Genomic DNA, 23407 nt, shown 5'->3' on the forward strand with positions numbered 1-23407 from the left:
GATGATCCGTGGAAATCGACACAGGGCGGAGATGGGGAGCTGCGCGAGGCGGACAAGGTCGCGCCCGCGCAAATGCGTGGACCCGGGCATTTTTCCTGTTGCCTCCCTGCTTCGCCGTGAAAGCACAAATTACGGGAGGCACCAAACGATGCAGATCTAATCGTCGCGGATCTGCCCCGCTGAAATCAGGCCGTGACGCTTGAGCGCATGGCGAAGCTGATCGTAGCTGAGCCCCAGCCCTTCGGCGGTCGCGCGTTGGTTGAAGCGGTGTTCGGCCAGCGCCTTGGCGAGCAGATCGCGTTCGAAACGAGCGATGCGCGATTTGAAATCGGATCCGCCCTCGGCAGCACTTTCACCTGCAACCGCCGCCGGCAAATCGCCGACTTCGTCTTCAGCCATGCGAGACGGCGCGACCGCCGGCCGGGCGGCGCTCGCCGGTTGATAGGGTGAATGGAACGGGTCGAATTCGATCGTTTCGATCGCGCCGCCCAGTTCCCAGCGATAGACCGCGCGTTCGACCACGTTGCGCAGTTCGCGGACATTGCCCGGCCATTGATAATCAACCAGCGCGTCGATCGCCTGCGGACCGAAGCCGGACCATTCGTCGCGACCCATCTCCGCTGCCATGCGCCGGCCGAAATGGTCAGCCAAGACCATCACGTCGCCGGGCCGCGCGCGCAGCGGCGGCAGGGTCACGACCTCGAAGCTCAGTCGGTCGAGCAGATCGGCGCGAAACTGATTGCGTTCGACCTTTTCGGGCAGATGTTCGTTGGTCGCCGCAACGATGCGGACATCGACGCGCATCGGGCGCGACGAGCCGATTCGGGTGATCTCGCCATATTCGACCGCGCGCAACAAGCGCTCCTGCGCGCCCATCGATAAGGTGCCGAGTTCGTCGAGGAACAGGGTGCCGCCATCGGCCTCCTCGAAGCGCCCGACCCGCGCCTTGGTGGCTCCGGTAAAGGCGCCGGCCTCATGGCCGAACAATTCGGCTTCGATCAACGTCTCCGGCAGCGCGGCGCAGTTCATGATCACCAGTGGCTGATCCCAGCGCGGGCTCAGGCGGTGAAGCCGTTCGGCGACCAGTTCCTTGCCGGTACCCCGTTCGCCGATCACCAGCACCGGCCGGTCCAGCGCTGCGGCGCGACTGGCGCGTTCCAGCACGTCGAGAAATTCGGTCGACTGGCCGATGACCTGTGTGGTGCGATCCATGCCCAACGCTTGGCGTAAATTCCCAAGCCTTGGCAAGATGGAAAATACCAAGCTGAACAAAATGACAGGAAAATGGCGGATTTGCGTCAATCTTCAAATTGGCACGGGTCCTGCAATACTCTCAGCAACCGCCGATGAGCGGCACCGATTACCGCCGCAACCGGCCAGAAACAGGGAATTTTCGACATGAACAACGACTATAACCCCCGCAACGCCCGCCACACCGTCGCAGCGATCGTCTGCACCATCGTGTGCAGCACAGTGTTCGTACTCGGCGCCGTCGCACCGGCCCAAGCCGCTACCGCCCCCACTTACCAGATCGCCGCTCACGCATAAATCGAGCGGCGCCAGCCGGGGTGGTCCAACGCCCCTTGCACCACCCCGGCACCCTAATCCCTTCAACCCCACTCAACGGCCCAGTATTCCGGCCAGCGTATCTTCAAGGAGTTTACCGATGGGCATTTTCTCCCGCACCCGCGACATCATCGCCGCGAACTTCACCGATCTGCTCGACAAGGCGGAAGACCCGTCGAAGATGATCCGCATGATCATCCTCGAAATGGAGGAAACCCTGGTCGAGGTTCGCGCCTCCGCCGCGCGCACCATCGCCGATCAGAAGGAAATGCGCCGTCACATCTCCAAGCTGGACACGCTGCAGGAAAGCTGGACCGAAAAGGCCGAACTCGCGCTGTCGAAGGACCGTGAGGATCTTGCCAAGGCCGCTTTGGTCGAGCGCCAGAAGGCCGCCGATATGGCCGACCAGCTGCGTGCGGAGATCGGCGTGCTAGATGATGCGCTGCGCGCTTCGGAGGAGGACATCGCCAAGCTGCAGAACAAGCTGCGCGAAGCGCGGACGCGGCAGAATTCGATCGTTACCCGGCTGGAAAGCGCCAACAACCGCTTCAAGCTGCGCGATATGTATGCCGGCCCCAAGATCCAGGACGCGTTCTCGCGCTTCGAAGTAATGGAACGCCGGGTGGACTTCGCCGAGGGCCGCGCCGATGCGCTGAGCCTGGGCGGGCCGCAGAAGAGCCTGGAAGAGGAACTGGCCGAGCTGAAGTCCGCCGAGAAGGTCGATGCCGACCTCGCCGCGCTCAAGGCACGCCTGGGCAAGGACAGCTGAGATGGAAGATGTCATCGTCCCGGTCTTTGTCTGCGGTCTGCTCTTCGTGGGAATGCCCTGGGTGATCCTGCACTACGTCACGAAGTGGAAGCAGGCGCCAAAGATCACGCAGGAGGACGAGAAGCTGCTCGATGAGATGCATATGCTCGCCCGCCGCCTCGAAGACCGCCTCAACACCGTCGAACGCATCGTTGCGGCCGACAATCCCGACTGGAGGCCCGGACTGCCGAGCGCATCCAGCACCGATTATGAAATTACCAGGAGGAGCTGAAATGTCCGCCAGCCGCACCAAATTCTATCTCGACAAGCAGAACCGCAAATGGCTCGGCGTCTGCTCCGGGATCGCCGACTATACCGGGGTGGATGTCACCTGGGTCCGGATCGGCACCGTGGTCCTCACCCTTGCCGGCGGTTTCCCCTGGACGCTGCTCGCTTACTGGCTCGCCGCCTGGATGGCCGACACGAAACCTTACGGCCTGTACGACACGCCCGAGGATGCGAAATTCTGGCAGGGCGTCCGATCCAACCCGAAGCGTTCGACCGCCGAAGTACGATCGACCTTCCGCGAAATCGACCGCCGGCTCGCCGATATCGAAATGCACTATACGAGCCGCAACAGCTCGCTCGCCAATGAGATCGACAGCCTGCGCTAAGACACCGGCTGGTCAGGGAGAACGACAATGAATTGGGGTGGACCGGGCTTTATCATCGCGATCATCGCGATCTCCACGGCCGGATGGATCATCAACAACTGGATCCGTGCCCGTCACGGCTATCCGATGGAGGATGAATGGTCCGGCAAGAAGAGCCACCGTACCGATGTGGCGGTCGATGCCGAGCGCAAGATCGGGCTGCTCTCTTCGGAGAATGAACGCCTGACCGGCCAGATCAGCCGCCTGGAGGAACGGATCGCCGTCCTCGAACGCATCGCGACCGACCCCGCCGAGCGCACCGCTCGCGAAATCGACTCGCTGCGCTGAAATAGGAAAACGACCATGAACCCAACACAATTCATACCGGTCATCAGCGCCATCGGCCCGCTCATCGCCATCGTCGCAGTTGCGGGCGTGATGGGCTGGGTGATCACGACCTGGATGCGCATCCGCCATGGCTATCCGCTGGACGGGCAATGGGGCCAGGCGATCTATCCCAAGACCGATCAGGAAGCCGCCGAACGCATCCGCCTGCTCAGCCAGGAAAATGGCCAGCTCCGGGCTGAGATCGGATCGATCAAGGACCGGCTCGCCAATGTCGAGCGGATCGTTACCGACAGCGCGCACAACCTCGATCGCGAGATCGAAAGCCTGCGAACCAAACCGAACTGAGGAACAAGTCCGATGAACCCCCTGCTGATCCCCATTCTCGGAATATCCTGCGGTCTGCTCGCGATCTTCGGCGGCGTCTTCATCAAACCTTGGTTTACCTACAAGCATCGCCAGATGGAGCTCGAAGCCAAGATGATTGCCGAAAAGGCAGCGCAATACGCCTCCCAGACCAGCAGTCTGGAACAGCGTGTCCGCGTGCTGGAGCGTATCGTCACCGACCGCGGCATCGAACTTGCCGATGAAATCGACCGCCTGCGCGATGACAGCGCACCGCTCAACTAACCGCGCGGTGAAACGCGCCATTCAAACTGAACCCTCCCCGAAAGGAATCACGACGTGCTTATCATCTTCGCTATACTCGCCACCATCGCCGGCATCGGCGTGTATCTGACCGAACGCGTCGATCGCCCGCTGCGTCGCCAGGAGCGCGAAGCCCGCAACGCGCAGTAGTTCTGACCATCAAGAACAAGAGAATAAGGGAAGCCTCCCCATGAACCCCTTTGAAATGGTCGTTGCGATCATCGTCGTGATCACGATCGGCAAAGTCCTTCAGGCGCGGTTCGGCGTCGGCCAGGACAAGCGTGACAGCAGGTTCAACCTACGCCGTGACGACGCGGCGACCGAAAACGAGAACCAGCGGCTGCGCGAGGAATTGAAGGCAATGAAGGATCGCCTCGCCGTCCTGGAACGCCTGGCCACCGACAGCAACGACAGCGGCGCCCGCCTCGATCGTGAGATCGAGAAGCTCCGCGACCGCAGCTAAACCCAAATCCAAACTAAGGAGCAGGGATCATGACCGATCCGAACTTCTATCTGACCTTATCCGCCGCAGCATTGGCCGGCCTCGGCATGCTGACCCTGGCCACCCTCACCGGCTGGCGCGGCTGGCTGGCGCTCAAGCAGCAGGAGCTGCGGGCGAATGGCGACTTCCATCCCGCCGCCCCGGTGCCCAGCGCCAGCGCGCGGATCGAGATCGCAGACCTGAAGGAACGCATTCGCAAGCTCGAGGCGATTGCCGCCGGCGTGGATCTCTGACCTCTCCCCGGCCATTGCCGGGAAGTTGAGGTTGGCATGGCGGGCAACGAGGCTATAGCCGGCGCCATGCCCGATCTTTCCGACCTGCAAGACGAATATGGCTTTCTCGACGCCGACGACCGGTACCGTATGCTGATCGACCTGGGGCGCGCGCTGGAGCCAATGCCGGAAGCGCTCAAGACCGACGCGACACTGGTTCGAGGCTGTTCCGCCTCTGTATGGGTTTATCCCACCGTCCGCGACGATGGAGCGCTCCACTTCCTCGCCGATTCAAACGCCGCTATCACCAAGGGCATCATCGCGCTGGTCCTGCTGACTGTACAGGATGCCGCACCGGCGGCGATCCTCGCCACCGACATCCAGGCGGCACTCGCGCCGTTCGAACTGAAGAGCCAGCTCAGTTCGAACCGCACCCAGGGCATTCCCAACATGATCGCGCTGATCCGCGATACGGCGGCGCGATACGCCGCCGTCTAAGGAATAATTCGGTTGGCCTTCACCCCCGCCGCGCCGTCGCTCTAGCGGGCGGCGGCGGTTTTTGGCGGTTTCGGATATGGCACGAACTCGCTCAGGCCGACCGAACCGCTCGACATGCGCGACGACCGATCAATCAGCTGTATGATGTCGATACTGCACAACTGGCTGGAATAGGTCTTGCTGACAAGGATATCGTCATCATCGAGGAATGCCGCGCCGCCGTCCACCTTGTTGACGTACAGCGTCCCGTTCCTGCCGCGATAGACGATGGCGGTCTTGTTGACGATCTCGCTCGATTGAATGTCCCGCAGTTGGATACAGCTCACCGGCGCACCGGCAATTCGCCCATCGAGCATCTTCGCCAGCTTTGCTTCCGGGCTCAATCGCTCAGCCTGGGCGACACCACCGCCCATCAACAGAGCGCCCGCAAGGATAAGATGAATTGCACGCATGCCAAAAACTCCTATCGTTATGTCGGATCATAACACAGCCGGTCTGAACCATGGCTGACCAATATCACCCTATTTGCCGAGACGGAGTGCCGACACGATTTCCGCAATGTCCCGGCGGGCTGGTACGATCTTCCATTCACCCGGATGGGCGGCATCGACTATCGTCACGGCACCGCGCGGGCACACGCCAAGGCATTTGACTTCGACGATACCGAGTTTGCCTTTGCGCCCCTTGCCGCTGCCAAGTTCCTTGCGCAATGCCTTGGCCAGCGATGTGCGCCCTTTTGGACCAAATCCACCGTCGAGCCGCTTCGAACATTTTTTGCACACCAACAATGCGGTCGACCAATGCGAACGTACCGATTTCAGTCCGGCGGGCTTCAAGCGGTCGGTTTCCATTCCCGCGTTTCCTCGGCCAGGCGAAGCACATCATATGCTGCCTGGATCGCCTGAAAACGCTTCGCCGCCTCGGCGTCACCGGGGCGGACATCGGGGTGGTTTTCCTTCGCCAGCCGGCGCCAGGCGAGGCGTATGGCGGCGAAATCGACATCCGGTTCGAGCTCGAACAGGTCGAGCGCACGCATCTCGTCACGCGACCGGCTGCCGTCGCCCGGGCCGGCCCAGCTGTGGTGCTTCGATTCGGTATAACCATCGGCGGTGGACCGTTCGGCGGCCTCGCGCTCGGCCGCTTCCTCGGCGGTCAGCCCTTCGAAATAGTTCCAGCCGCGATTATATTCGCCGGCATGTTCCTGGCAGAAATACCAGCGCTCGGGACTGTTGGGCGATTTCGGCGCGGGGCAATTGCCCGGCTCCTCGCATCCGTGCCGGTCGCACAGGCGCACCGTCGCCGCCTCGCTGCCGGCGGAGCCATAGCCGCGCCAGCGAGGAAAGCCCCAGTCGACCGATCGAGAAGAAGAACGCGCCATCGCCGCCCGACATAGGCCGCGCGGACGAGAGCGCAACCCGGGTATCAGTTTTGGATCAGGAACTTCACGCGCTGCACACTGCCGCCGCAACCCAGCCCACCATCGGGGCGGAAACTCTTCTCGTACTTCGCAGTCGCGAGCGTTTCCTTGCCCGCCTTGGTGAAGACGAACGGCGGATAGGAAACGATCGCGCGCTCGTTGAGCACCTTGCCATCGGCGGCGACATCGAACTGCACCTGTGTCCAGCCCTCGAAGCCCCATTGCCGCGCTTCGTTGGGGAAAGTTCCGCCGGCGTGCAGGAAACGCGGCGGCGCATCGATTAACGCGCACTGATTGGCCGCCAGGCCGGAGCTTTCGAACGCGGTACGCGCGGCGTCGACATTGCCGTTCGCCTGTTCGAGCGAGGCGAGCCGGACCAGCGCGCCGACGCGTAGCGGGTGGTTGGCAGGCAGGGCGGGTTCATCGCCGACCTGCTTCAGCATGATGCGCGCGCCATTCTCGTCGAACGTGCGCATGGCATCCGCCAGCATCAGGCGGATCGCCGACCGGGCCGGCACATCGGCGGCGTAGGCCGGATAGGACAGAGCCGGCATGATCGCTTTTACCTCCCGCTTTGCGTTCCAGCCCTCGGCACCGCTGCTCGCCGCGACGATGCGGTCGATCGCGAAGCGCGCCGTGGCGGGTGCCCCGGCGGTGGTGACGATGGCCAGTGCCCGGCGTGCAAAGCCGTTCGCTTCCTGACGCGGGACGACGGCATTGCGTGCAAGCAGGTGCAGGATAGGCACCAACGGGAGAGCATCCTTGCCGTCGCGTGCTTCGGCCGCCGCAAGCTGGCTGCGCAGCATGGGCAGCGTCGCAGCATCCGAACCGTTCGCGAGCAGCGGCGGGGCGATGCCCTTGCTCGACAGCCAGGAAGCGAGATCGCCATCGAGATAGTCGCCGACCGATGGGCGCTGGAACACCGTGGAGCAGCGCAGTTCGATGCGCATGCGAATGCGGAAAAAGGTCGGCATCGTTTTCACCTGGACCGGGTCGAACGACCAGTTCTGTACCGCACGGGCGAATTCCAGCGCGACCGCGCCGCCGCCCGCAGCATAGACGGGAACCGCGGACACCGTCCCGTCACTGCCGATCGAAAGTTCGACAACGGCCATATCCTCGGGCCGCAAATTGGCCTCGCCGCCGCAATCAGGCACCTTCATCTGCGGGCCGGGATCGAAACTACCCTTGCTGAGGCGCCCCGCCCCGGTCATCGCCATGTAACGGCGCGCTTCGTCGGTCTTGCCGTTGAGCAATGCCGCGATCGCGTAATTCGACCGGGCCGCCACGTCGTACAGATCGGTGTTCGAGGTCAGGCCACCCAACAGCTTCACCGCCGCACCGGCCTCGAGCTGAGCCGCCGCATAATTGCCCTGGTTCATCAGCAACTGGCTCTTGACGCGCTTGAGAATCGCGCGGTTCCGTGCATCGATCTTCAACGGCGCCATGAACGCCTCCGCCCGCGCCATGTCGCGGGTTGCCGAGTCGGGGTCGACGAAGGTTTCCGCCTCGACCAGGCCACGAAAGGCGGCAACGCGATTGAGATCGTCGCTCGCGATCGGTTCGGCCTGACGATAGGCTTCGGCAGCGCTCGCATAGTCGAGCGAATATTCCGCGATTCGCCCCAGGTTCGACCAGCCGACATAGCGGTCGGCCTTTAGCGTCGGGTCGTCGATCGGCAGATCGGCCAGCCCGGCACGGACCGCCGCGACCGCATCGTCATGGCGCTGCAGTCCGATCAGCGCCGTCGCCTTGCGCACGCGAATGATCGCCAGGCTGCGTTTGTTTTTGGGGATCCGCTTTTCCAGCGCTTCCCAGACGGCGAGCGCCTCGGCATGTTTTCCGGCGTCCTGCAGCGCGGTTGCCGCTTCGAAATCCTGCTGAACAGAGCGTTTCGCGGATTGCACAGGAGCCGGGCTTACGGCCGCGGCCGGTGACACGGCCTGGGCCGCGATAAGCATAATCCCCAGCATTTTGCCCGCCTTTTCCGTGTACTGCCAAGAATAGTCGATAACCGGCCGGCTACGCCAGCGACATTTCAACCGGTTCGGTGAGAGATGTGGCTATGGGCGGCCACACGAGACATGTGGCTAGAGGCGGCTGCGGCTTATCAGCGCGGCGAGCATCAACAGCCCCGCGGGCAGCGCGACCGCGACTCCGCCCAACCGGATCGCCAGCGCCGCGCCCAAAATGGCGCCGAAAACCAGCGCGAACCACAGGCCGAGCCAAGGCATCGCTTCGCGCAATTGCCCGGTGCCGGTGGTCGCCGCCGCGAGCCGCTCGCCGACCCTGGCCAGCGCGCCGGTCATATAGGTGACGCCGAAGCGCACCTCGCCATCGACCATGAACACGGCATTCGCGCTGCCCATCGCCAGGACCATCAACGGCGTCGCGGCGTGGGGTCGCCCGGTCGCGTGCAAAGCCGCCGCGGCGGCCAGCAACATCCCCTCGACCAGCAGCAACGCGACGGTCCGGTCGCTCTGAACTTTCTCGCCGATGATGTTGCCCGCCGCAACGCCGGTAACGAACAGCGCGATCAGGCCCGCCGCAAAAACCAGATCGGGCCACATTTCCTGCGCCGCGGAGACCGCCAAGCGAGTCGAATTACCGCTCATGAAAGAAACGAAGAACTGGCCGATCGTGATGAACGCGACTGCATCGACAAATCCGGCGACCGCCGCGAGCGTCAGGGCAAGCGTCAATTCAGGACGGTCGAGCTGCTTCATTCCCAGCAGGTTAGCAGGAGACCCGATCGATCCACAAGAAAATGCCAGAGGGTCTGTAAGCCGGGTTCTGTCCTCGCATCGAAATGCGATGTGCGACCATTCCTCTAGGCCCGCATTCGCATGCGGGCTCAAGCAACCAACCCGGGCGACGAGCTGAAACAAAGCCCCCGAACCTCGAAGGTCCTTTGCCGCCCCTATTCGGTCTTGCTCCCGGTGGGGTTTGCCGTGCCGCCCCTGTTACCAGGCGCGCGGTGCGCTTTTACCGCACCCTTTCACCGTGGCGTGGCCGAAGCCGTCGCCGTCTGCTCTCTGTGGCACTTTCCCTGGGGTCGCCCCCGCCGGGCGTTACCCGGCACCGTTGTTTCGTGGAGCCCGGACTTTCCTCGGCGTGCTGACGCACGACGCGGCCGCCCAACCCTCTGGCGCACCCGCCCTACTCGTCCCCCTGCGGTTTTGGCAACAGCAAGGCGAGCAGGATGCAGCGGCATTCGCCGTCGATCTCGCCATCGATCAGCTCGGAGCGGAAACGGCGCTGGAAGGCGACGACGGCGGCGAGTTTGTCGGCGACATCGTAACCGAAGCGTTCGAGCGCGATGAGGAAGCCCGAATCGCTCCACATCGGGTCCATCAGATTCCGGGTTGGACGCGGCAGTGCGAGACGCAGCCTGGCGAGGCGCGCCCAGGGGAACAGCTCGCCCGGATCCTGTTTGCGCGTCGGGGCAATGTCGGAATGGCCGACGACATTGCCGCGCGAGATGCCGTGCCGTTCCTTGATCTCACCCAGCAACGGCAGCAGCGCGTCGATCTGCTCCTCCGGAAAAGGGCAATACCCCCATTCATGGCCGGGGTTGACCAGCTCGATCCCGACGCTCGCGCTGTTGACGTCCTCGATCCCGCGCCAGCGCGACTTGCCGGCGTGCCAGGCGCGCTTGTCCTCCCCAACCAAACGCACAACCGCACCGTCTTCCTTGACGAGATAATGCGCCGATACCTTGGCGGCTGGGTCGGTCAGCCGCGCGATCGCCGAGTCCGCGTCATGCATGCCGGTATAATGCAGCACGATCATCGACACCGGCAGCACGCGGTCGTCGAAATTGGGTGATGGCGTCTCGATCATGCTCATGGCGTGTCCCCTGCGCGCGCGGTCCGGATGGTGACGATCGCGACGCCCAGCATCGCCACCGCCCCACCGGTTAGCATAAGCATGGTCAACGGCGTGCCGAAATACCAGGATGCGGCGAACACCGAGACGATCGGCGCGGCCAGAGTCATTGGCGTGACCACGCTGATCGGGTGACGCTGCAACAGCCAGGACATCGACCCCTGCCCGATCACGGTCGATCCGATCGCCGAAAACGCCACCCAGCCGAGCGTGGACAGCGGCAATGATGGTATCGCGTGCATTGCGACCGGCTCGACGAACCAGGCGAGCGTGCCCAGCGTGATCGACCCCCAGAAACCGATCCAGGCATAGATGGTCAGCACCGGCACGCCGATCAGATAGCGCTGGATCAGCGAGCAGATCGCCCAGATGAAGCTGGAGATCGCGGTCAGTGCCAGCCCCGGCACTTCGCGCGCGGCGGCCGGATCGAACACCAGCAGCACGACGCCGCCAAATGACAGAGCGATGCCCGCAATGCGCGGCAAGCGGATGCGTTCGCGAAACACCAGGATCGCCAGCAGCAGTGAAAAAGGCACACCCAACTGCCCGGCGATCGCCAGTGCGCCGACATTGTCGGACACCGCGAGCGACAGGTTGACCGCGACGTAGAATACTCCGCCCGAAAGGATACCCAATATGGTCAGCAAGCGCATCTTGCCGGGCACGATCTTGAGCGCGGTGCCGCAGACCATGAGCACGATCGCCTGGCGCAGGAAGCCGGCGGTCAGCGGTGCGATCGCCATCACCGCCATCTTCACCGCGATGATATTCAGACCCCACATGATGTTCATCACCAGCACGACCGCAAAGTCATGGGCGCCGAAGCTGGTGGCTTTGGGAACGGTCCCGGTCATTGCCGCCGCTTGCGACGTGCGACCGGCAAAGTAAACCGGTGCCAAGGGTGTTAGGACGGTGCCAGGCGCAAATTCGCTCGACCGCAAGTTTTCAGACAAAAGTTTCAGGCGCGCGCGGCGATCCCGCAAGGCGCGATACCGGTCGGCTCGTAAAGGCCGCGATAATCGGGTGAAGGCCGAAACGCTTCGGTCTGGCCGATCACCGTTTCGCCCGCACCGAGCACCAGCAGACCGCCCGGCCGCATCACCTGCGCCAGGCGATCGAGCACCTGGTTGCGCAACGACGGCGACAGATAAAGCAGGACGTTGCGGCACAGGATCACGTCGAAGCGCCCGATCGGCAGCGGGTCGGCGACCAGATTGAGCCGACGGAAGGAGATGCGGCGGATCAATTCGGGTCGGGCGACCCAATCCACGCCGACCGTGTCGAACCAGCGCATCATGCGCCGCACCGGCAGGCCGCGCTGGATCTCGAACTGGGAAAAACGCCCGGCCCGCGCCCGCGAGATCGCATTTTCCGAAACATCGGTGGCGACGATCTCGGGCGCCTGCAATCCGGTCGCCGTCTCGTACTCGGCGAAGAGCATTGCCAGCGACAGGGGTTCCTGTCCCACCGAACAGCCGGCGGACCACACGCGCAATCGTCGCGTCGGTCCGTCGGCGCGCATCGCTTCGAGCGCCAGCGGGATCATGTCGAGCACCGCCGCATCGCGGAAGAATGAACTTTCCTGGTTGAGCAAGGCGTCTACCACTTGATCGGCGACCGCCGGGTCGCGTCCATTGACGATGACGCCAGCCAGGTCGTCGAGCGCCTCCAGGCCACGTTCGCGCAGCAGTGGTTTCAGCGCGGTCTCGATGCGCCATTCGCGGTTCGCCGCGATCTGCTGGCCGGTGCGCTGTTCGAGCAGCGCGGCGAATATGTGCATCGCGCCGGTCGGCCGCGCGGGGGCTGCCGGGCCAGCCGGGCGGGCTCTGGGCATAGCGGGCATGGGCATCACGGCCGCCGCCGCATGGCGATGAGGCGGCCGATCTCATCGGGCGGCAGGATCGCACTGGCGCCGCCGGCGCTGGCGATCGCGCCGGGCATGCCCCACACGACCGAGCTTGCCTGATCCTGCACGACGACACAGCCGCCGGCATCGGCCAACCGTTTCGCACCGTCGCTGCCGTCGCGGCCCATGCCGCTGAGCACGATCGCCAGCGCGCGCGGACCGTACACCTCTGCCAGGCTTTCGAACATCGGATCGACCGACGGCATGCAGCCACTTTTCGCCGGTTCGCGCGACAGCCGCACCGCCGCGCCGCCGTCACCGAGATTGACCAGGCGCATATGGCCGTCACCGGGTGCGATGATGACCCGGCCCGGACGGATGCGCAGGCAATCGGTCGCGACCTCGCACGGCCGCCCGGCGAGTACCGCCACCTGCGCGGCGAAATAGGGCATGAAGGATTCGGGCAAATGCTGGGTGATCAGGATCGGCAACGGAAAGCTTGCCGGAATCTCGCGCAGCAACTGGCTCAGCGCGTGGATGCCGCCGGTCGAGGCGCCGATCGCGACGATGTCGAAGCCACCGCTGTCGCTACGCGCCGATACCGCCGGCAGCACATCCTCGACGATATCGTCGATCTCGAGCAGGCGCGTCAGCTTGTCGGTCAGCACTTCGGCGAAACGGCCGGCGAACGCACCGACGCCCGGTTTGACCAGCGTGTCGGCAGCACCCAGCGCCAACGCCTGGATCGTGGTCACCGCGCCCTCGTCGCACGACGACGAGACGATCAGTACCTTGGCGCCCAGGCTTGCCGTGATCAGGTCGGGCAAGGCGGTCAGCCCATCGATCCCCGGCATGTCGATATCCAGCAGGATCGCGTCGACCGCGTTGCCCTTGAGAAAGGCCAGCGCGGCCTGGGCGTCGGACACCGATCCGGCGACCACGAAACGGCGGCTCGCTTCGATCATCCGGCCGATCACTGCGCGCGCGACGGCCGAATCATCGACGATCAGGATCCGGGGCGAATGGGCGGGTCGGTGACTGGGCGCAGGACCGCTTGCGCGCGCAGTGGCGCGGAGCGACCGGGCCTCGGCGGGCGGGCGGGGCATCGGTGCGGCCTCAGGCCATGCCGACGATCTGGAGCTTGCTTTCCAGCGTCTCGCGATCGAACGGCTTCATGACATATTCGTCGGCGCCGGCCTCGATCGCGGCGCGAATATGCGCCATGCCGTTTTCGGTGGTGCAGAAAACCACCTTGGGCCGATGCGAAACCGCGCTGTCGCGCAGCGCGCGGAGAAAATCCATCCCGCTCATCACCGGCATGTTCCAGTCGAGCAGAACCACGTCGGGAGCCGATGCCAGGCAGGATTCGAGTGCCTCGCGGCCGTCGCCCGCCTCCGAAACGGAGAAGTTCAGCGTTTCCAGAATATGTCGGGCTACCTTGCGGATCACCTTCGAATCATCGACCACCAGGCACGTCTTCATTTGTAAATCCTGTTCCGCTCAAGTCCTGTTTGCCGGAAACCCGTAAGCGTCGCGTTAATTTGTAGAAATCCGCAGGCGATCGTCACGCCGCCAGCGCCGTCAGGCCGGGGATCAGCGCGCGCAGGTCGATCGCTAGGATCGCCTCGCCGTCGCGCTCGACGATCCCGCACCCGGTCGCGCGCCAGCCGCCGTCGAGCACGATGCCCGATGACAGCGGTGCGAGGTCGAAGGGCGCGACATCTTCAAGCGAATCGACCAGCACCGCATAGTGATGACCATCGGCCAGCGTGATGATCGCGCGCGTCGCCGCCACGCCGGCGGGCGGTACGCCCAACGCGGCGCGCGTATCGATCACCGTCACGACCCGGCTGCGTAACGCGGCCAGTCCGAGCACCTGACTCGCCGCACGCGGCACCGGCACGACATCACCGATATCGACGACCGATTCGACCTGTCCCGATTCGATCGCGACCGCGCGACCGGCGATATGGGCAATCAGAAATAACTGTGTCATCGCCCGTTTCCTCCTGCCCGCTCGGCGAGCGCGGCGAGCAAAGCCCCCCGGTCGTAGCGATAGATGCTGTCGTCGCTCACGCCGTTCGCCGAGCGATCCTGGCGCAGCCGGACGACCGGCGCCGCGCCGATCCGCGCCGGCGCCGCAACGTCCATCGTCAGCACCACCGCCGCGGTTTCATCCGCACCCAGCCTGGTTGCAACACGATAGCCAGCGCCTTCCAGCACCGGCTTCAGGAAAGTCGTCATCCATACCGTATCCGCGCCATCGATCAGGCAGAGCGGCGGGCTCTCCTCGCGGCCTTCTTCGCCGTGCGTCGCGAACAGCCAGTGGACGTCGAGCAATTCGATCTGCTCGCCATCGAGCGCGACCACGCCGGCAACCGGCCCGGCCTCGCGTGCCGGCGCGATCGCGTCGGGCAGGGAAACGATATCGAGCGCCTCGCCGATCGCATAACCAATCTCCATCGCGCCATCGCGCAGGCGCAGCACCGACACGTCGAGCCGTTCGCCGATCTCGCCCTGCGTGGCGAGCGGGATGATCCGGCCGTCGATCGACAGCCTGAGCCGCCCGGCGGCGAAGCGGATCGCGTCGGTCGATACCGGCTCGACGCGGTCGATGACCGACAGCGGCACCAGCCGCCGCACACCGTCGAGATCGTCGAACAGCAAGGCCGACGGGCGTTCCGCGACGATCGTCTCAGGCACATCGTCCTCGCCGGTGATCTCACGGTGGAAAGCCAGGCCGGCGACCGCCGCAATTCCCGTGCAATCGAGCAGCAGCATCGGCAACCCGCTGTCGGGCAAGGTCTGTCCGGCATAAAGACCGGTCGACATCACCGCGGGTGCCGCTGGCTTTATCACCAGTTCCTCATGATCGAGCACGGTATCGACAGCGAGCGCATAGCTCCCGCCGGCGACGCTGACGATCACCAGCATCGAGGGCGACACACCGCTTGCGGCCATGCCAAGCGTGCCCGAAAGATCGACCAGCGGCATGCGCCGTTCGCGTACCGTGGCGGCCGGCGTATCGCCAAGCATGTCGATGCGGATCGCATCGCCACCGACGCGTACGATCTCCTCGATCGCCTGGCGCGAAATGGCGAAACGCTGATCGCCCACCCCAACACCGATGGTCGAGATGATCGACAGGGTCAGCGGCACATGGATCGCGATGCGCAGACCCTTGCCGGGATTGTTGTGGAGATCGATGCGACCACCGATCTGTTCGATATTGGCGCGCACCACGTCCATGCCGACGCCGCGCCCTGAAATAGCGGTGACCTCGTCCTTGGTGGTCAGGCCGGCCTCGAATATGAGATCGAGTCTGGCCTTGTCGCTCAGCGCGCGCAGGTCGCGCTCGGTCCGGCCGGAGCCAGCGATTTTGGCGATTAGCCGTTCGGTATCGATGCCCTGCCCGTCATCGCTGATCTCGATAATGATCTGATTGCCCGACTGGCGCGCGGCGACGGTCAGCCGGCCATGGTCGCGCTTGCCCAGCACACGGCGCAGCGCGGGCGCCTCGATGCCGTGATCGATCGCGTTGCGCACGATATGGACCAGCGGATCGCGCATCATCTCGATCATCTCGCGATCGAGTTCGACATCGGCGCCTTCGATATGGAGGTTGACTGACTTGCCCAGTTCCGCCGCGGTGTCGCGGACCATGCGCGGCAGTGCGGAGAACAGCGCGTCGATCTTCTGCATGCGTGTGCGCGTGACGGTGTCGCGCATCTCGGCGACGGTCAGCGAGAGGCGTTCGAGCGCTGCCTCGACCGCCGGATCGGCGCCATCGTCGCGCAGGCGTCGCGCCAGTTCGTTGCGTGCCAGCACCATGTCGGACATGCCCGACATCATCCGGTCGAGCAGATCGACGTTCAGCCGCACGCTGCGCGACGGCGCGCGCTGGGCGAGCGCGGTCGGCGCGGGGGTGATCGTTTCCGTTTCCGATCCCTCGTCGAGTGCTGCGATCAGCATATCCTCCCCCGAATCGGCGAGCGCCGCACCGGCGTCGATCGCTTCGACGATCTCACCAATCCGGTCGACGATCGCGAGCACCGCATTGACCAGCGACGTGTCGGGATTGCGCGTGCCCGAACGCACCGCGGCGAGCACATCCTCGGCGGCATGGCTCAGCCGGGCAAGCCGGGGCAGATCGAGGAAACCGCAGCTTCCCTTGACCGTGTGGACGAAGCGAAAAATCGCATCGAGCCGGTGGCGGTCGGATGGATCGCTCTCCCACGCGACGATCTCACCGGAAAGCGCTTCCAGCGTCTCTCGCGTCTCGGCGATGAATTCTTGAAGAAGATCGTCCATATGTCCCCGCGCGGCTTGCATCGGACCATGGTGTAAAAACGGTTAAGGACCGGTTATTCCCGGAGCGATGACCATGATGATCAGGATATTCACCCTGCTGCTCGCGCTCGCCGTGGCGACGCTGATCGGCTTCGTGCTCGGCCGCTCCGGCCGGTGGCAGGATTATGAGCAACGCCGGCTGGGCGTGATGCAGGCGATCGTGCGGCAAATGGGCCCGGGACAGATGCTGATCGTCGGCGACAGCATCGTCGAGATGCAATCGCTGCCGCCGATTTGCGGCCTGGTGCCGATCAATGCCGGTATCAGCGGCGCCCGGTCGCAGGACCTGCACGGATTTGCGACGGCGGCGATCGGCCTGACCGGGCCGTCACGTGTGGTGTTTGCGGTCGGCGTCAACGATCTGCTGCAAGGCACCGACCTGAAACAATGGACCGCACAGACGACCGAACTGGTCGATAAGTGGCGGGGCGAGCCGATCATTATCGGCATCACGGCGATCAGGAATGCCGATCCGGCGACCGCGAACCGGATGAACGCGATCCTGCGTGGACTGGCGATGGGACGCGGTGGCATTTTCGTCAAAGGCCTGAGTGTACAGGAAACCTATGACGGCGTGCATCCATCACGCGCCGGCGCCAGGGCATGGCAGGAACGCCTTGCCGCGGCGTGCGCCTGAAAGACGGCGTAAGTCGAGAAATCTATCCCGCTTTAAACGCCGCCCCGAACAGCAGCACGGGCTCGTCCGGTGCGGAAACCTGGACCTGACCGCCGCCCTCGGCGACCAGCGCATGGACCAGATACGCGGCGGCCGCGCGCGGCGTAATGACCGCGTCGCCGGTCGTGCCGTTCAGCGCATTGCGCAATTCCTGGTCGAGCACGATGCGAGGCCCGTCGGCGCGCACCACGATTTCGACCTGGCCGCCAACGCTTTCCGCCCCGACATCAAGCTGCCCGCCACGGATCAGCGCATCGCCCGCGATCAGCGCGAGGTTGAGCAATGCCTTGATCGCCGGCTTGGGCAAGGTCGCATCCTCGACCAGCCAGCCCAGCTTGACGCGGTGATTATCGCCGAACAGCCCCTCGATCGCCGCGCGCGCCTCGCGCGAATCGACCGTCTCGCCGAATCCGCCCGCCGCACCGAAGGCGAGCCGGAAGAATTTCAGCTTGTTGGCGGAGGCACGCGCGCTTTCGTTGAGCAATTCCAGACAGCGCTGGCGCATCTCCGGATCATGCTCGTCGGCAAGCAATTCGAGGCCGTTGTTAAGCGCGCCCACCGGGCTGAGCAGATCGTGGCAAAGTCGCGAACAAAGCAGGCTGGCGAAATCGACCGCACTGATGGTCATGAAAAAGGTCCGCTTTCGGGATTATTGATTTGATCGCTCTTCTGGCGATGTGGGCGCGTGGGCGCAACCCATTGCCACCGCTCATTGCCGCGACCTGCCGACGCCCGATATCGGTCGAGCGCGACTTGCGTGCATGTTTCGGCAGCGCCGTAGCGCCGACAGATCGGCGGCGAATAAGGTCCGCCGACTGGGCCGTGATAAAGGAACGCCGCTAGCGGACTCGTATCCAGCACCACGCGCTCGACCTCGCGGACATGTCGCTTCAGCGTCTTTGCGATCACCTCCAGTCTGTCGCACAAACCCCGCGCCACATGATCGTGCCAGCACCGTCGACGACGTACAGGAGCGTCATCTGTCACTCACATCCAACCCTGCAAACATCGACATCTGTCATCCTCCGGCTCTGGAGAGCCGAAAGGCGACGCCGCACCTAAGCAGGAGGGCGGCTACCTCAACTACGCGATGTCACAGTAACTTTAATTCATGATTATAGACGCGTACAAAAGTCGCTATTTTTCTGAACCGAAATTCTTTTTACCTTATTAATTTTCTCTATCCTCGCCGCTCTGCGGTAGTGACCAAAGGCACCAAAGGGACCTTTTCCCGGTAAAAGTCTCAATCTCCCTTCAAGTTGAAAGTAGATAGCTCCACCGCCGCCCAATGCATCTTTAAGCTCTGGGAAACGGCGACGGTCGAATTCAATCCAGATCGCTTGATCGCTGTAAAATGGATCTGGCGTACTCCATTTACATAGGTTTGATACAAAAGAAGATGCCTCTATATCTACCATCCAAACCCCTTTAACTTTTAGCCTTTGCTCAATCGTCAGAGTTTTTTCGGTCGGATTACTGGGTTTGCACCCAAGTAATGATGTTAACAAAACCGATGTTACACTTAAGAATATTGGTATCTTCATTCCCAAATGCCCCAGATGTCATGAGCAGTTCTGCCGACAACAAGCCCGTATCTAGAGCCTACAAAACCTAACGTCCCGGTGCCTCTGTTAACTCGAACATCAGGCGCACTTGGAGCATTCTGCCTTAGATGTGTATCAGGATGAAAATGGAACGATGCAGCTAAAGGTGCCTCAATTTCGAATCTGGTTAGCGTAAAATCATTTCCCATCGCGCCATTTGACGCACCTCGAGATATCGGCCCCGAAAAGTATTTACCCGCGCTACCGTATATCCAGAATCCATATTCTCGATCGTACCTGATACCTCTAATCAAACTACTGGTCATATTATCTCGAATCGATGCGGTCCCTAATATGCCCGCAACTATTAATTTGTCGCTGGCTGATAATTTATCATATTCTTTGAACCACCCCATCTTCTTTTGATCATCAGTAGGATTTAATACAGCAGAAAAGCCCGCCCCGACGGCATCTGCAATCGCAATTTCTCTCTGCATTCTGGCCGCTTGAGTGTCTGTTCCATTTATACTAAGAAGGTTTACCTGCGAACAATCTACACTCGGCAAGATCGATCCTGTACAATATTGCGCCAAATTTCCACTTGGGTCTGCTGAATTAATTGGATCGCCGCCAACATAATTATACCAGTTCATACCATCGCCGTACCCGATCGGATCGGTCTGCATGAACCGCCCCAACGTCGCCGAGTAGAGCCGCGCCTTGTAATAATAGAGCCCGATCTCGGCCAGCCAGGTTTGACCCGTATATTGAAACCGGCCGATATTGCCCGATCCCGGGATGCCGTATTCGTCATAGGTGTTGGTGCCGATCACCGCACCCGTGCCGTTGGTTACCGCGATCACGCTGCCGCGTTCGTCCGTGTGCAGCCAGCGCCTGTCGCTCGTATTGGCTGTGTTATACCAGACCAACGGCTCATCGCTGCCGGGGCCGTGGACATAGCGTTTCTGCAACACGCCGGCCGGCGTCCATTCGCCGATCAGATCGAGCCCGTCATAGCCGAGCCGCGTGGTATCGTTGATCTGAAAAAGTCGCAGCAAGGGTCATAATACAACGCGGTACTGCCTGTGGATTGCAGCAGATTCTCCGAGGTATAAGCATAGCTGGTCGCACCCGAGCTGGTCAAATTGCCTCGCGCATCATAACCCAGCGCAATGGCGCCCGACGCCGTCGCCTGATTGAGGCCGTTGATCGTGTAGGCGCGATCGACATTGACCGACCCCGTCCAAGCATAGCCATTGTTCGGTCCCAGTGACAGCTTACTTAACCCCCAGGCCGTCGTCATTGCGGAGCCAGTCGGCCACTTCCACGCGGCTTTCACGATGATACCCGGTTTGGCTGTCGAATGATTGCAGCCAACCAATAGTAGCTGACGCTCAACTGGACCCAACTTCACACGCCTGCTCGAAACGGATTAGCCGCAAACACTGTATGCATTGTATGCAATGCATACAGTGCGACTTGATCCTGATTTCAGCGACAGGCTGCGCGGCTTCGTCACATTTTTCGAACGCCGATCAGCCTTAACTATCCATCTACTATATTGATATAGAACGATTTAATTGGCAAGTTCGCTACTGTGCGGCTTCTGGGGTATCCGTCATATATCTTGCCGGACCGTCGCTGAAACGGCGCGACGATAGGTGTCCCACATCTCCCCGCCTCGAAATATGACACAAACGGGTGTGTCATATCTCGCCGCTCGGGCACCGCCCGGCGGTCCGGCTTATGCTCGAGCGGGTCGATTCAAGTCATCTGTAACCGGCGTTATCTGTCGCTCTGCTCTTTGACATGACGAATAAAACTCACCGCCCGGTTCAGGCGGCGACGTTTGCCTCTGCCAAGGCCGCCTTGATCGCGGCGACGGCATCGTTGGCCTTGTCGCCGTCCGGCCCGCCACCCTGCGCCATATCGGGGCGCCCGCCCCCGCCCTGCCCGCCGAGTACGGCAACGGCGCGGCGCAACAGGTCGACCGCATTGTGCGACGCGATCAGGTCGTCACTGACACCGACGGCGATCGACGCGCGGCCTTCGTTGACCGCGACCATCACCACCACGCCCGATGCGATGCGCTGCTTGGCCTCGTCGACCGCGCCGCGCAGGCCCTTGGCGTCGAAATCGGCGATCACCTGGCCGACGAAATTGACCCCGCCGACCTGTTCCGGTCCCGCCGGCGCCGCACCGGCACCGCCGCCGAGTGCCAGCGCCTTTTTCGCCTCGGCCAGTTCGCGTTCCAGGCGGCGGCGATCCTCGACCAGCGCGGCGACACGCGCGGGAACTTCGTCGGGTGATGCCTTCAGCGTCGCGGCGGTCTCGCGCAATTTCTCGTCGCGACCGGTGAAATACTGCCGCGCAGCTTCGCCGGTCAGCGCCTCGATACGACGGATGCCCGACGACACGGCGCTCTCGCCGACGACCTTGAACAGGCCGATATCGCCAAGTGCCGCGACATGAGTGCCGCCGCACAGCTCGAGCGAATAGGTCTTGCCGCCTTCGCTGCCCATCGAAACGACGCGCACCTCGTCGCCATATTTTTCACCGAACAGCGCCATAGCGCCTTCCTCGATCGCTTCGTCCGGCGTCATCAGGCGGGTTGAGACGGAACCGTTGGCACGGATGTGACGGTTCACATCGGCTTCGACCTCGCCGATGTGCGCGGGGTCGATCGCGCTGGGCTGCGAGAAGTCGAAGCGCAGGCGATCGGGCGCGACCAGGCTGCCCTTCTGCGCGACGTGCAGGCCAAGCCGCTGGCGTAGCGCCTCGTGCAGCAAATGCGTCGCGCTGTGATTGGCGCGTATCTGGTCGCGGCGCGCGATGTCGATCTGGAGTTTGATCGTGTCGCCGACCTTGAGGCCGCCGGCATCGACGATCGCATGATGCACGAACACGCGGCCAAGCTGCTTCGACGTTTCGGTGACGTTCGCACGCAGGCCTTCATCGTTCGAGACCGTGCCGGTGTCGCCGACCTGGCCGCCGCTCTCGCCATAAAAGGGCGTCTGGTTGACCACGATCGAGACCGTGTCGCCGGCCGTGGCATGGTCGACACGGGCGCCGTCCTTGACCAGCGCGACGACCTGACCCTCGCCCGCCGTTGCGGTGTAGCCGAGAAATTCGGTGCCGCCCGATGCTTCGGCGATGTCGAACCAGATATCGTCGGACGCCTTTGCGCCCGAACCCTTCCACGCGGCACGCGCGGCGCGCTTCTGTTCCGCCATGGCGGTGTCGAAGCCCTCGCGATCGATCCCGAATCCTTGCGAACGCAGCGCGTCTTCGGTCAGATCATAGGGAAAGCCGAAGGTGTCGTAGAGCTTGAACGCGGTCTCGCCCGGCAGCGTCGCGCCCGGCGCCAGTTTCGCCGTCGCCTCGTCGAGCAGGCGCAGTCCATTGGTCAGTGTGCGGCGGAACTGCGTCTCTTCTTGCAGCAATGTCGATTCGATCGACGCCTGCGCGCGCAGCAATTCGGGATAGGCCGCGCCCATCTCGGCGATCAGCGCGGGCACCAGCCGGTGCATCAACGGTTCTTTTGCGCCAAGCAGATGCGCATGGCGCATCGCGCGGCGCATGATACGGCGCAGGACATAACCACGCCCTTCATTGGCCGGCAGCACCCCGTCTGCGACCAGGAAACCGCTGGTGCGCAGGTGATCCGCGATGATCCGGTGGCTCGCCTGATTGTCGCCGGTGGTGGTCGTGCCGGTCAGCGCACCCGATGCCGCGATCAGCGCCTTGAACGTATCGGTATCGTAATTGTCGTGCACGCCCTGCAGCACCGCCGCGACGCGCTCCAGCCCCATGCCGGTGTCGATCGATGGTTTGGGCAGGTCGGCGACGATCTGATTGTCGGCCTGCTCATATTGCATGAACACCAGGTTCCAGATCTCGACGAAGCGGTCGCCATCCTCATCCGGGCTGCCGGGAGGGCCGCCGGGGATATGGTCGCCATGATCGTAGAATATCTCGGAACACGGTCCGCACGGGCCGTTGTCGCCCATCGTCCAGAAATTGTCCGAGGTCGCGATGCGGATGATGCGCTCTTCGGGCAAACCGGCGATCCGGCGCCACAGGTCGAATGCCTCGTCATCGGTATGATAGACGGTCACGGTCAGTTTTTCGGGCGCAATGCCCCACACCTTGGTCAACAGCGTCCAGGCATGGGTGATCGCCTGGTCCTTGAAATAATCGCCGAACGAGAAATTGCCGAGCATTTCGAAGAACGTATGATGCCTGGCGGTGTAGCCGACATTGTCGAGGTCGTTATGCTTGCCACCGGCGCGGACGCACTTCTGGCTCGATGTCGCGGTCACATAGGGCCGCGATTCCAGGCCTGTGAAGACATTCTTGAACGGCACCATCCCGGCATTGACGAACATCAGGGTCGGGTCGTTCTGCGGCACGAGCGGCGCGGATTGAACGCGAGCGTGACCGGCGGACTCGAAATAATCGAGGAAGCTGCGGCGGATGTCGTTGGTCGATGTCATGCCCTGCGATCTAGGCGA

29 protein-coding genes and 1 other RNA gene are annotated in these 23407 nt (G+C 63.0%); 11 read left to right on the plus strand and 19 right to left on the minus strand.

What is annotated here, in order from left to right; genetic code table 11:
* Window positions 1–156 precede the first annotated feature (156 nt).
* Window positions 157–1212 (minus strand): phage shock protein operon transcriptional activator, encoded by a 1056-nt coding sequence (gene pspF / locus ACVWZA_RS06090; protein WP_457310277.1) that lies wholly within the window; start codon window positions 1210–1212, stop codon window positions 157–159.
* Window positions 1213–1398: 186 nt separating this feature from the next.
* On the opposite strand from pspF, the gene ACVWZA_RS06095 reads away from it, so the two are divergent.
* From ACVWZA_RS06095 to ACVWZA_RS06140, 10 genes are all read left to right on the plus strand, one after another.
* Window positions 1399–1548, plus strand: coding sequence for a hypothetical protein (locus ACVWZA_RS06095; protein ID WP_457310278.1), 150 nt, complete (start codon window positions 1399–1401; stop codon window positions 1546–1548).
* A 118-nt stretch (window positions 1549–1666) separates the two neighbouring features.
* A complete protein-coding gene (gene pspA, locus ACVWZA_RS06100; RefSeq protein WP_457310279.1) occupies window positions 1667–2335 on the plus strand; it encodes a phage shock protein PspA in 669 nt (222 codons plus the stop codon).
* Between the two features lies 1 nt (window position 2336).
* Window positions 2337–2606 carry an envelope stress response membrane protein PspB gene (gene pspB, locus ACVWZA_RS06105; RefSeq protein WP_457310280.1) on the plus strand — a complete coding sequence of 90 codons (270 nt, stop codon included), beginning with the start codon at window positions 2337–2339 and terminating at the stop codon, window positions 2604–2606.
* A gap of 1 nt (window position 2607) precedes the next feature.
* Window positions 2608–2988 (plus strand): envelope stress response membrane protein PspC, encoded by a 381-nt coding sequence (pspC, locus tag ACVWZA_RS06110; RefSeq protein ID WP_457310281.1) that lies wholly within the window; start codon window positions 2608–2610, stop codon window positions 2986–2988.
* A gap of 27 nt (window positions 2989–3015) precedes the next feature.
* Complete coding sequence (locus tag ACVWZA_RS06115) at window positions 3016–3315, plus strand: hypothetical protein (protein WP_457310282.1); 300 nt, start codon at window positions 3016–3018, stop codon at window positions 3313–3315.
* Window positions 3316–3330: 15 nt separating this feature from the next.
* Window positions 3331–3660: a hypothetical protein gene (locus tag ACVWZA_RS06120; protein ID WP_457310283.1), complete on the plus strand. Its 330-nt coding sequence runs from the start codon at window positions 3331–3333 to the stop codon at window positions 3658–3660.
* Between the two features lie 12 nt (window positions 3661–3672).
* Window positions 3673–3942, plus strand: a complete 270-nt coding sequence (locus ACVWZA_RS06125; protein WP_457310284.1) for a hypothetical protein — start codon at window positions 3673–3675, stop codon at window positions 3940–3942.
* Window positions 3943–4150: 208 nt separating this feature from the next.
* Window positions 4151–4423 carry a hypothetical protein gene (locus tag ACVWZA_RS06130; RefSeq protein ID WP_457310285.1) on the plus strand — a complete coding sequence of 91 codons (273 nt, stop codon included), beginning with the start codon at window positions 4151–4153 and terminating at the stop codon, window positions 4421–4423.
* A gap of 29 nt (window positions 4424–4452) precedes the next feature.
* Complete coding sequence (locus ACVWZA_RS06135; RefSeq protein WP_457310286.1) at window positions 4453–4695, plus strand: hypothetical protein; 243 nt, start codon at window positions 4453–4455, stop codon at window positions 4693–4695.
* A 66-nt stretch (window positions 4696–4761) separates the two neighbouring features.
* Window positions 4762–5172: a SufE family protein gene (locus tag ACVWZA_RS06140; RefSeq protein WP_457310531.1), complete on the plus strand. Its 411-nt coding sequence runs from the start codon at window positions 4762–4764 to the stop codon at window positions 5170–5172.
* 41 nt (window positions 5173–5213) lie between these two features.
* On the opposite strand, the gene ACVWZA_RS06145 is transcribed toward ACVWZA_RS06140, so the two are convergent.
* From ACVWZA_RS06145 to ACVWZA_RS06205, 13 genes are all read right to left on the minus strand, one after another.
* Entirely contained in the window at window positions 5214–5624 is a 411-nt protein-coding gene (locus ACVWZA_RS06145) for a hypothetical protein (protein ID WP_457310287.1), read from the minus strand.
* A gap of 69 nt (window positions 5625–5693) precedes the next feature.
* On the minus strand, window positions 5694–6023 hold the full coding sequence (locus ACVWZA_RS06150) for a hypothetical protein (RefSeq protein ID WP_457310288.1): 330 nt from the start codon (window positions 6021–6023) through the stop codon (window positions 5694–5696).
* A complete protein-coding gene (locus ACVWZA_RS06155) occupies window positions 6005–6550 on the minus strand; it encodes a J domain-containing protein (protein WP_457310289.1) in 546 nt (181 codons plus the stop codon). The genes ACVWZA_RS06150 and ACVWZA_RS06155 overlap by 19 nt, the downstream gene beginning before the upstream one ends.
* Before the next feature lie 44 nt (window positions 6551–6594).
* Window positions 6595–8562, minus strand: coding sequence for a hypothetical protein (locus ACVWZA_RS06160; RefSeq protein ID WP_457310290.1), 1968 nt, complete (start codon window positions 8560–8562; stop codon window positions 6595–6597).
* A gap of 117 nt (window positions 8563–8679) precedes the next feature.
* Window positions 8680–9315 (minus strand): YoaK family protein, encoded by a 636-nt coding sequence (locus tag ACVWZA_RS06165; RefSeq protein ID WP_457310291.1) that lies wholly within the window; start codon window positions 9313–9315, stop codon window positions 8680–8682.
* A gap of 40 nt (window positions 9316–9355) precedes the next feature.
* An RNA gene (gene rnpB, locus ACVWZA_RS06170) (RNase P RNA component class A) lies at window positions 9356–9738 on the minus strand.
* 10 nt (window positions 9739–9748) lie between these two features.
* A complete protein-coding gene (locus ACVWZA_RS06175; protein WP_457310292.1) occupies window positions 9749–10438 on the minus strand; it encodes an N-acetylmuramoyl-L-alanine amidase in 690 nt (229 codons plus the stop codon).
* A complete protein-coding gene (locus tag ACVWZA_RS06180; protein WP_457310293.1) occupies window positions 10435–11331 on the minus strand; it encodes a DMT family transporter in 897 nt (298 codons plus the stop codon). The genes ACVWZA_RS06175 and ACVWZA_RS06180 overlap by 4 nt, the downstream gene beginning before the upstream one ends.
* Before the next feature lie 104 nt (window positions 11332–11435).
* Window positions 11436–12257: a CheR family methyltransferase gene (locus ACVWZA_RS06185; RefSeq protein WP_457310532.1), complete on the minus strand. Its 822-nt coding sequence runs from the start codon at window positions 12255–12257 to the stop codon at window positions 11436–11438.
* A 68-nt stretch (window positions 12258–12325) separates the two neighbouring features.
* Window positions 12326–13429, minus strand: coding sequence for a chemotaxis protein CheB (locus ACVWZA_RS06190; RefSeq protein WP_457310294.1), 1104 nt, complete (start codon window positions 13427–13429; stop codon window positions 12326–12328).
* A 10-nt stretch (window positions 13430–13439) separates the two neighbouring features.
* Window positions 13440–13805: a response regulator gene (locus ACVWZA_RS06195; RefSeq protein ID WP_457310295.1), complete on the minus strand. Its 366-nt coding sequence runs from the start codon at window positions 13803–13805 to the stop codon at window positions 13440–13442.
* An 82-nt stretch (window positions 13806–13887) separates the two neighbouring features.
* Complete coding sequence (locus ACVWZA_RS06200) at window positions 13888–14319, minus strand: chemotaxis protein CheW (RefSeq protein WP_457310296.1); 432 nt, start codon at window positions 14317–14319, stop codon at window positions 13888–13890.
* Window positions 14316–16634, minus strand: a complete 2319-nt coding sequence (locus ACVWZA_RS06205; RefSeq protein WP_457310297.1) for a chemotaxis protein CheA — start codon at window positions 16632–16634, stop codon at window positions 14316–14318. The genes ACVWZA_RS06200 and ACVWZA_RS06205 overlap by 4 nt, the downstream gene beginning before the upstream one ends.
* Window positions 16635–16707: 73 nt before the next feature.
* On the opposite strand from ACVWZA_RS06205, the gene ACVWZA_RS06210 reads away from it, so the two are divergent.
* Window positions 16708–17310 carry an SGNH/GDSL hydrolase family protein gene (locus ACVWZA_RS06210; protein ID WP_457310298.1) on the plus strand — a complete coding sequence of 201 codons (603 nt, stop codon included), beginning with the start codon at window positions 16708–16710 and terminating at the stop codon, window positions 17308–17310.
* A 22-nt stretch (window positions 17311–17332) separates the two neighbouring features.
* Here ACVWZA_RS06210 and ACVWZA_RS06215 read toward each other — a convergent pair whose 3' ends face one another.
* The 5 genes from ACVWZA_RS06215 to alaS all read right to left on the minus strand — a co-directional run bounded on the left by ACVWZA_RS06215 (window position 17333) and on the right by alaS (window position 23389).
* A complete protein-coding gene (locus tag ACVWZA_RS06215) occupies window positions 17333–17977 on the minus strand; it encodes a histidine phosphotransferase family protein (RefSeq protein ID WP_457310299.1) in 645 nt (214 codons plus the stop codon).
* A 487-nt stretch (window positions 17978–18464) separates the two neighbouring features.
* Window positions 18465–18893 (minus strand): hypothetical protein, encoded by a 429-nt coding sequence (locus tag ACVWZA_RS06220; protein WP_457310300.1) that lies wholly within the window; start codon window positions 18891–18893, stop codon window positions 18465–18467.
* Window positions 18890–19951, minus strand: a complete 1062-nt coding sequence (locus ACVWZA_RS06225; protein WP_457310301.1) for an RHS repeat-associated core domain-containing protein — start codon at window positions 19949–19951, stop codon at window positions 18890–18892. Before ACVWZA_RS06225 ends, ACVWZA_RS06220 begins: the two co-directional genes overlap by 4 nt.
* Window positions 19891–20196, minus strand: coding sequence for a hypothetical protein (locus ACVWZA_RS06230; protein ID WP_457310303.1), 306 nt, complete (start codon window positions 20194–20196; stop codon window positions 19891–19893). Before ACVWZA_RS06230 ends, ACVWZA_RS06225 begins: the two co-directional genes overlap by 61 nt.
* A gap of 532 nt (window positions 20197–20728) precedes the next feature.
* The gene (gene alaS, locus ACVWZA_RS06235; protein ID WP_457310304.1) at window positions 20729–23389 is read right to left on the minus strand and encodes an alanine--tRNA ligase; all 2661 of its coding nucleotides are present in this window, start codon (window positions 23387–23389) and stop codon (window positions 20729–20731) included.
* Window positions 23390–23407 lie beyond the last annotated feature (18 nt).

It is taken from the genome of Sphingomonas sp. UYAg733 (assembly GCF_054057355.1).

What these genes read in the sequence shown, in the direction of transcription:
- ACVWZA_RS06220 (WP_457310300.1), bottom strand. Translation starts at nt 18,893, where the DNA reads ATGAAGATACCAATATTCTTAAGTGTAACATCGGTTTTGTTAACATCA.
- ACVWZA_RS06150 (WP_457310288.1), bottom strand. Translation starts at nt 6,023, where the DNA reads ATGGAAACCGACCGCTTGAAGCCCGCCGGACTGAAATCGGTACGTTCG.
- ACVWZA_RS06115 (WP_457310282.1), top strand. Translation starts at nt 3,016, where the DNA reads ATGAATTGGGGTGGACCGGGCTTTATCATCGCGATCATCGCGATCTCC.
- ACVWZA_RS06130 (WP_457310285.1), top strand. Translation starts at nt 4,151, where the DNA reads ATGAACCCCTTTGAAATGGTCGTTGCGATCATCGTCGTGATCACGATC.
- pspC (WP_457310281.1), top strand. Translation starts at nt 2,608, where the DNA reads ATGTCCGCCAGCCGCACCAAATTCTATCTCGACAAGCAGAACCGCAAA.
- ACVWZA_RS06125 (WP_457310284.1), top strand. Translation starts at nt 3,673, where the DNA reads ATGAACCCCCTGCTGATCCCCATTCTCGGAATATCCTGCGGTCTGCTC.
- pspF (WP_457310277.1), bottom strand. Translation starts at nt 1,212, where the DNA reads ATGGATCGCACCACACAGGTCATCGGCCAGTCGACCGAATTTCTCGAC.
- ACVWZA_RS06160 (WP_457310290.1), bottom strand. Translation starts at nt 8,562, where the DNA reads ATGCTGGGGATTATGCTTATCGCGGCCCAGGCCGTGTCACCGGCCGCG.
- ACVWZA_RS06180 (WP_457310293.1), bottom strand. Translation starts at nt 11,331, where the DNA reads ATGACCGGGACCGTTCCCAAAGCCACCAGCTTCGGCGCCCATGACTTT.
- ACVWZA_RS06095 (WP_457310278.1), top strand. Translation starts at nt 1,399, where the DNA reads ATGAACAACGACTATAACCCCCGCAACGCCCGCCACACCGTCGCAGCG.
- ACVWZA_RS06175 (WP_457310292.1), bottom strand. Translation starts at nt 10,438, where the DNA reads ATGAGCATGATCGAGACGCCATCACCCAATTTCGACGACCGCGTGCTG.
- ACVWZA_RS06140 (WP_457310531.1), top strand. Translation starts at nt 4,762, where the DNA reads ATGCCCGATCTTTCCGACCTGCAAGACGAATATGGCTTTCTCGACGCC.
- ACVWZA_RS06230 (WP_457310303.1), bottom strand. Translation starts at nt 20,196, where the DNA reads ATGACGACGGCCTGGGGGTTAAGTAAGCTGTCACTGGGACCGAACAAT.
- ACVWZA_RS06135 (WP_457310286.1), top strand. Translation starts at nt 4,453, where the DNA reads ATGACCGATCCGAACTTCTATCTGACCTTATCCGCCGCAGCATTGGCC.
- ACVWZA_RS06185 (WP_457310532.1), bottom strand. Translation starts at nt 12,257, where the DNA reads ATGCACATATTCGCCGCGCTGCTCGAACAGCGCACCGGCCAGCAGATC.
- ACVWZA_RS06190 (WP_457310294.1), bottom strand. Translation starts at nt 13,429, where the DNA reads ATGCCCCGCCCGCCCGCCGAGGCCCGGTCGCTCCGCGCCACTGCGCGC.
- alaS (WP_457310304.1), bottom strand. Translation starts at nt 23,389, where the DNA reads ATGACATCGACCAACGACATCCGCCGCAGCTTCCTCGATTATTTCGAG.
- ACVWZA_RS06165 (WP_457310291.1), bottom strand. Translation starts at nt 9,315, where the DNA reads ATGAAGCAGCTCGACCGTCCTGAATTGACGCTTGCCCTGACGCTCGCG.
- ACVWZA_RS06145 (WP_457310287.1), bottom strand. Translation starts at nt 5,624, where the DNA reads ATGCGTGCAATTCATCTTATCCTTGCGGGCGCTCTGTTGATGGGCGGT.
- ACVWZA_RS06215 (WP_457310299.1), bottom strand. Translation starts at nt 17,977, where the DNA reads ATGACCATCAGTGCGGTCGATTTCGCCAGCCTGCTTTGTTCGCGACTT.
- ACVWZA_RS06120 (WP_457310283.1), top strand. Translation starts at nt 3,331, where the DNA reads ATGAACCCAACACAATTCATACCGGTCATCAGCGCCATCGGCCCGCTC.
- ACVWZA_RS06155 (WP_457310289.1), bottom strand. Translation starts at nt 6,550, where the DNA reads ATGGCGCGTTCTTCTTCTCGATCGGTCGACTGGGGCTTTCCTCGCTGG.
- ACVWZA_RS06205 (WP_457310297.1), bottom strand. Translation starts at nt 16,634, where the DNA reads ATGGACGATCTTCTTCAAGAATTCATCGCCGAGACGCGAGAGACGCTG.
- pspB (WP_457310280.1), top strand. Translation starts at nt 2,337, where the DNA reads ATGGAAGATGTCATCGTCCCGGTCTTTGTCTGCGGTCTGCTCTTCGTG.
- ACVWZA_RS06210 (WP_457310298.1), top strand. Translation starts at nt 16,708, where the DNA reads ATGATGATCAGGATATTCACCCTGCTGCTCGCGCTCGCCGTGGCGACG.
- pspA (WP_457310279.1), top strand. Translation starts at nt 1,667, where the DNA reads ATGGGCATTTTCTCCCGCACCCGCGACATCATCGCCGCGAACTTCACC.
- ACVWZA_RS06200 (WP_457310296.1), bottom strand. Translation starts at nt 14,319, where the DNA reads ATGACACAGTTATTTCTGATTGCCCATATCGCCGGTCGCGCGGTCGCG.
- ACVWZA_RS06195 (WP_457310295.1), bottom strand. Translation starts at nt 13,805, where the DNA reads ATGAAGACGTGCCTGGTGGTCGATGATTCGAAGGTGATCCGCAAGGTA.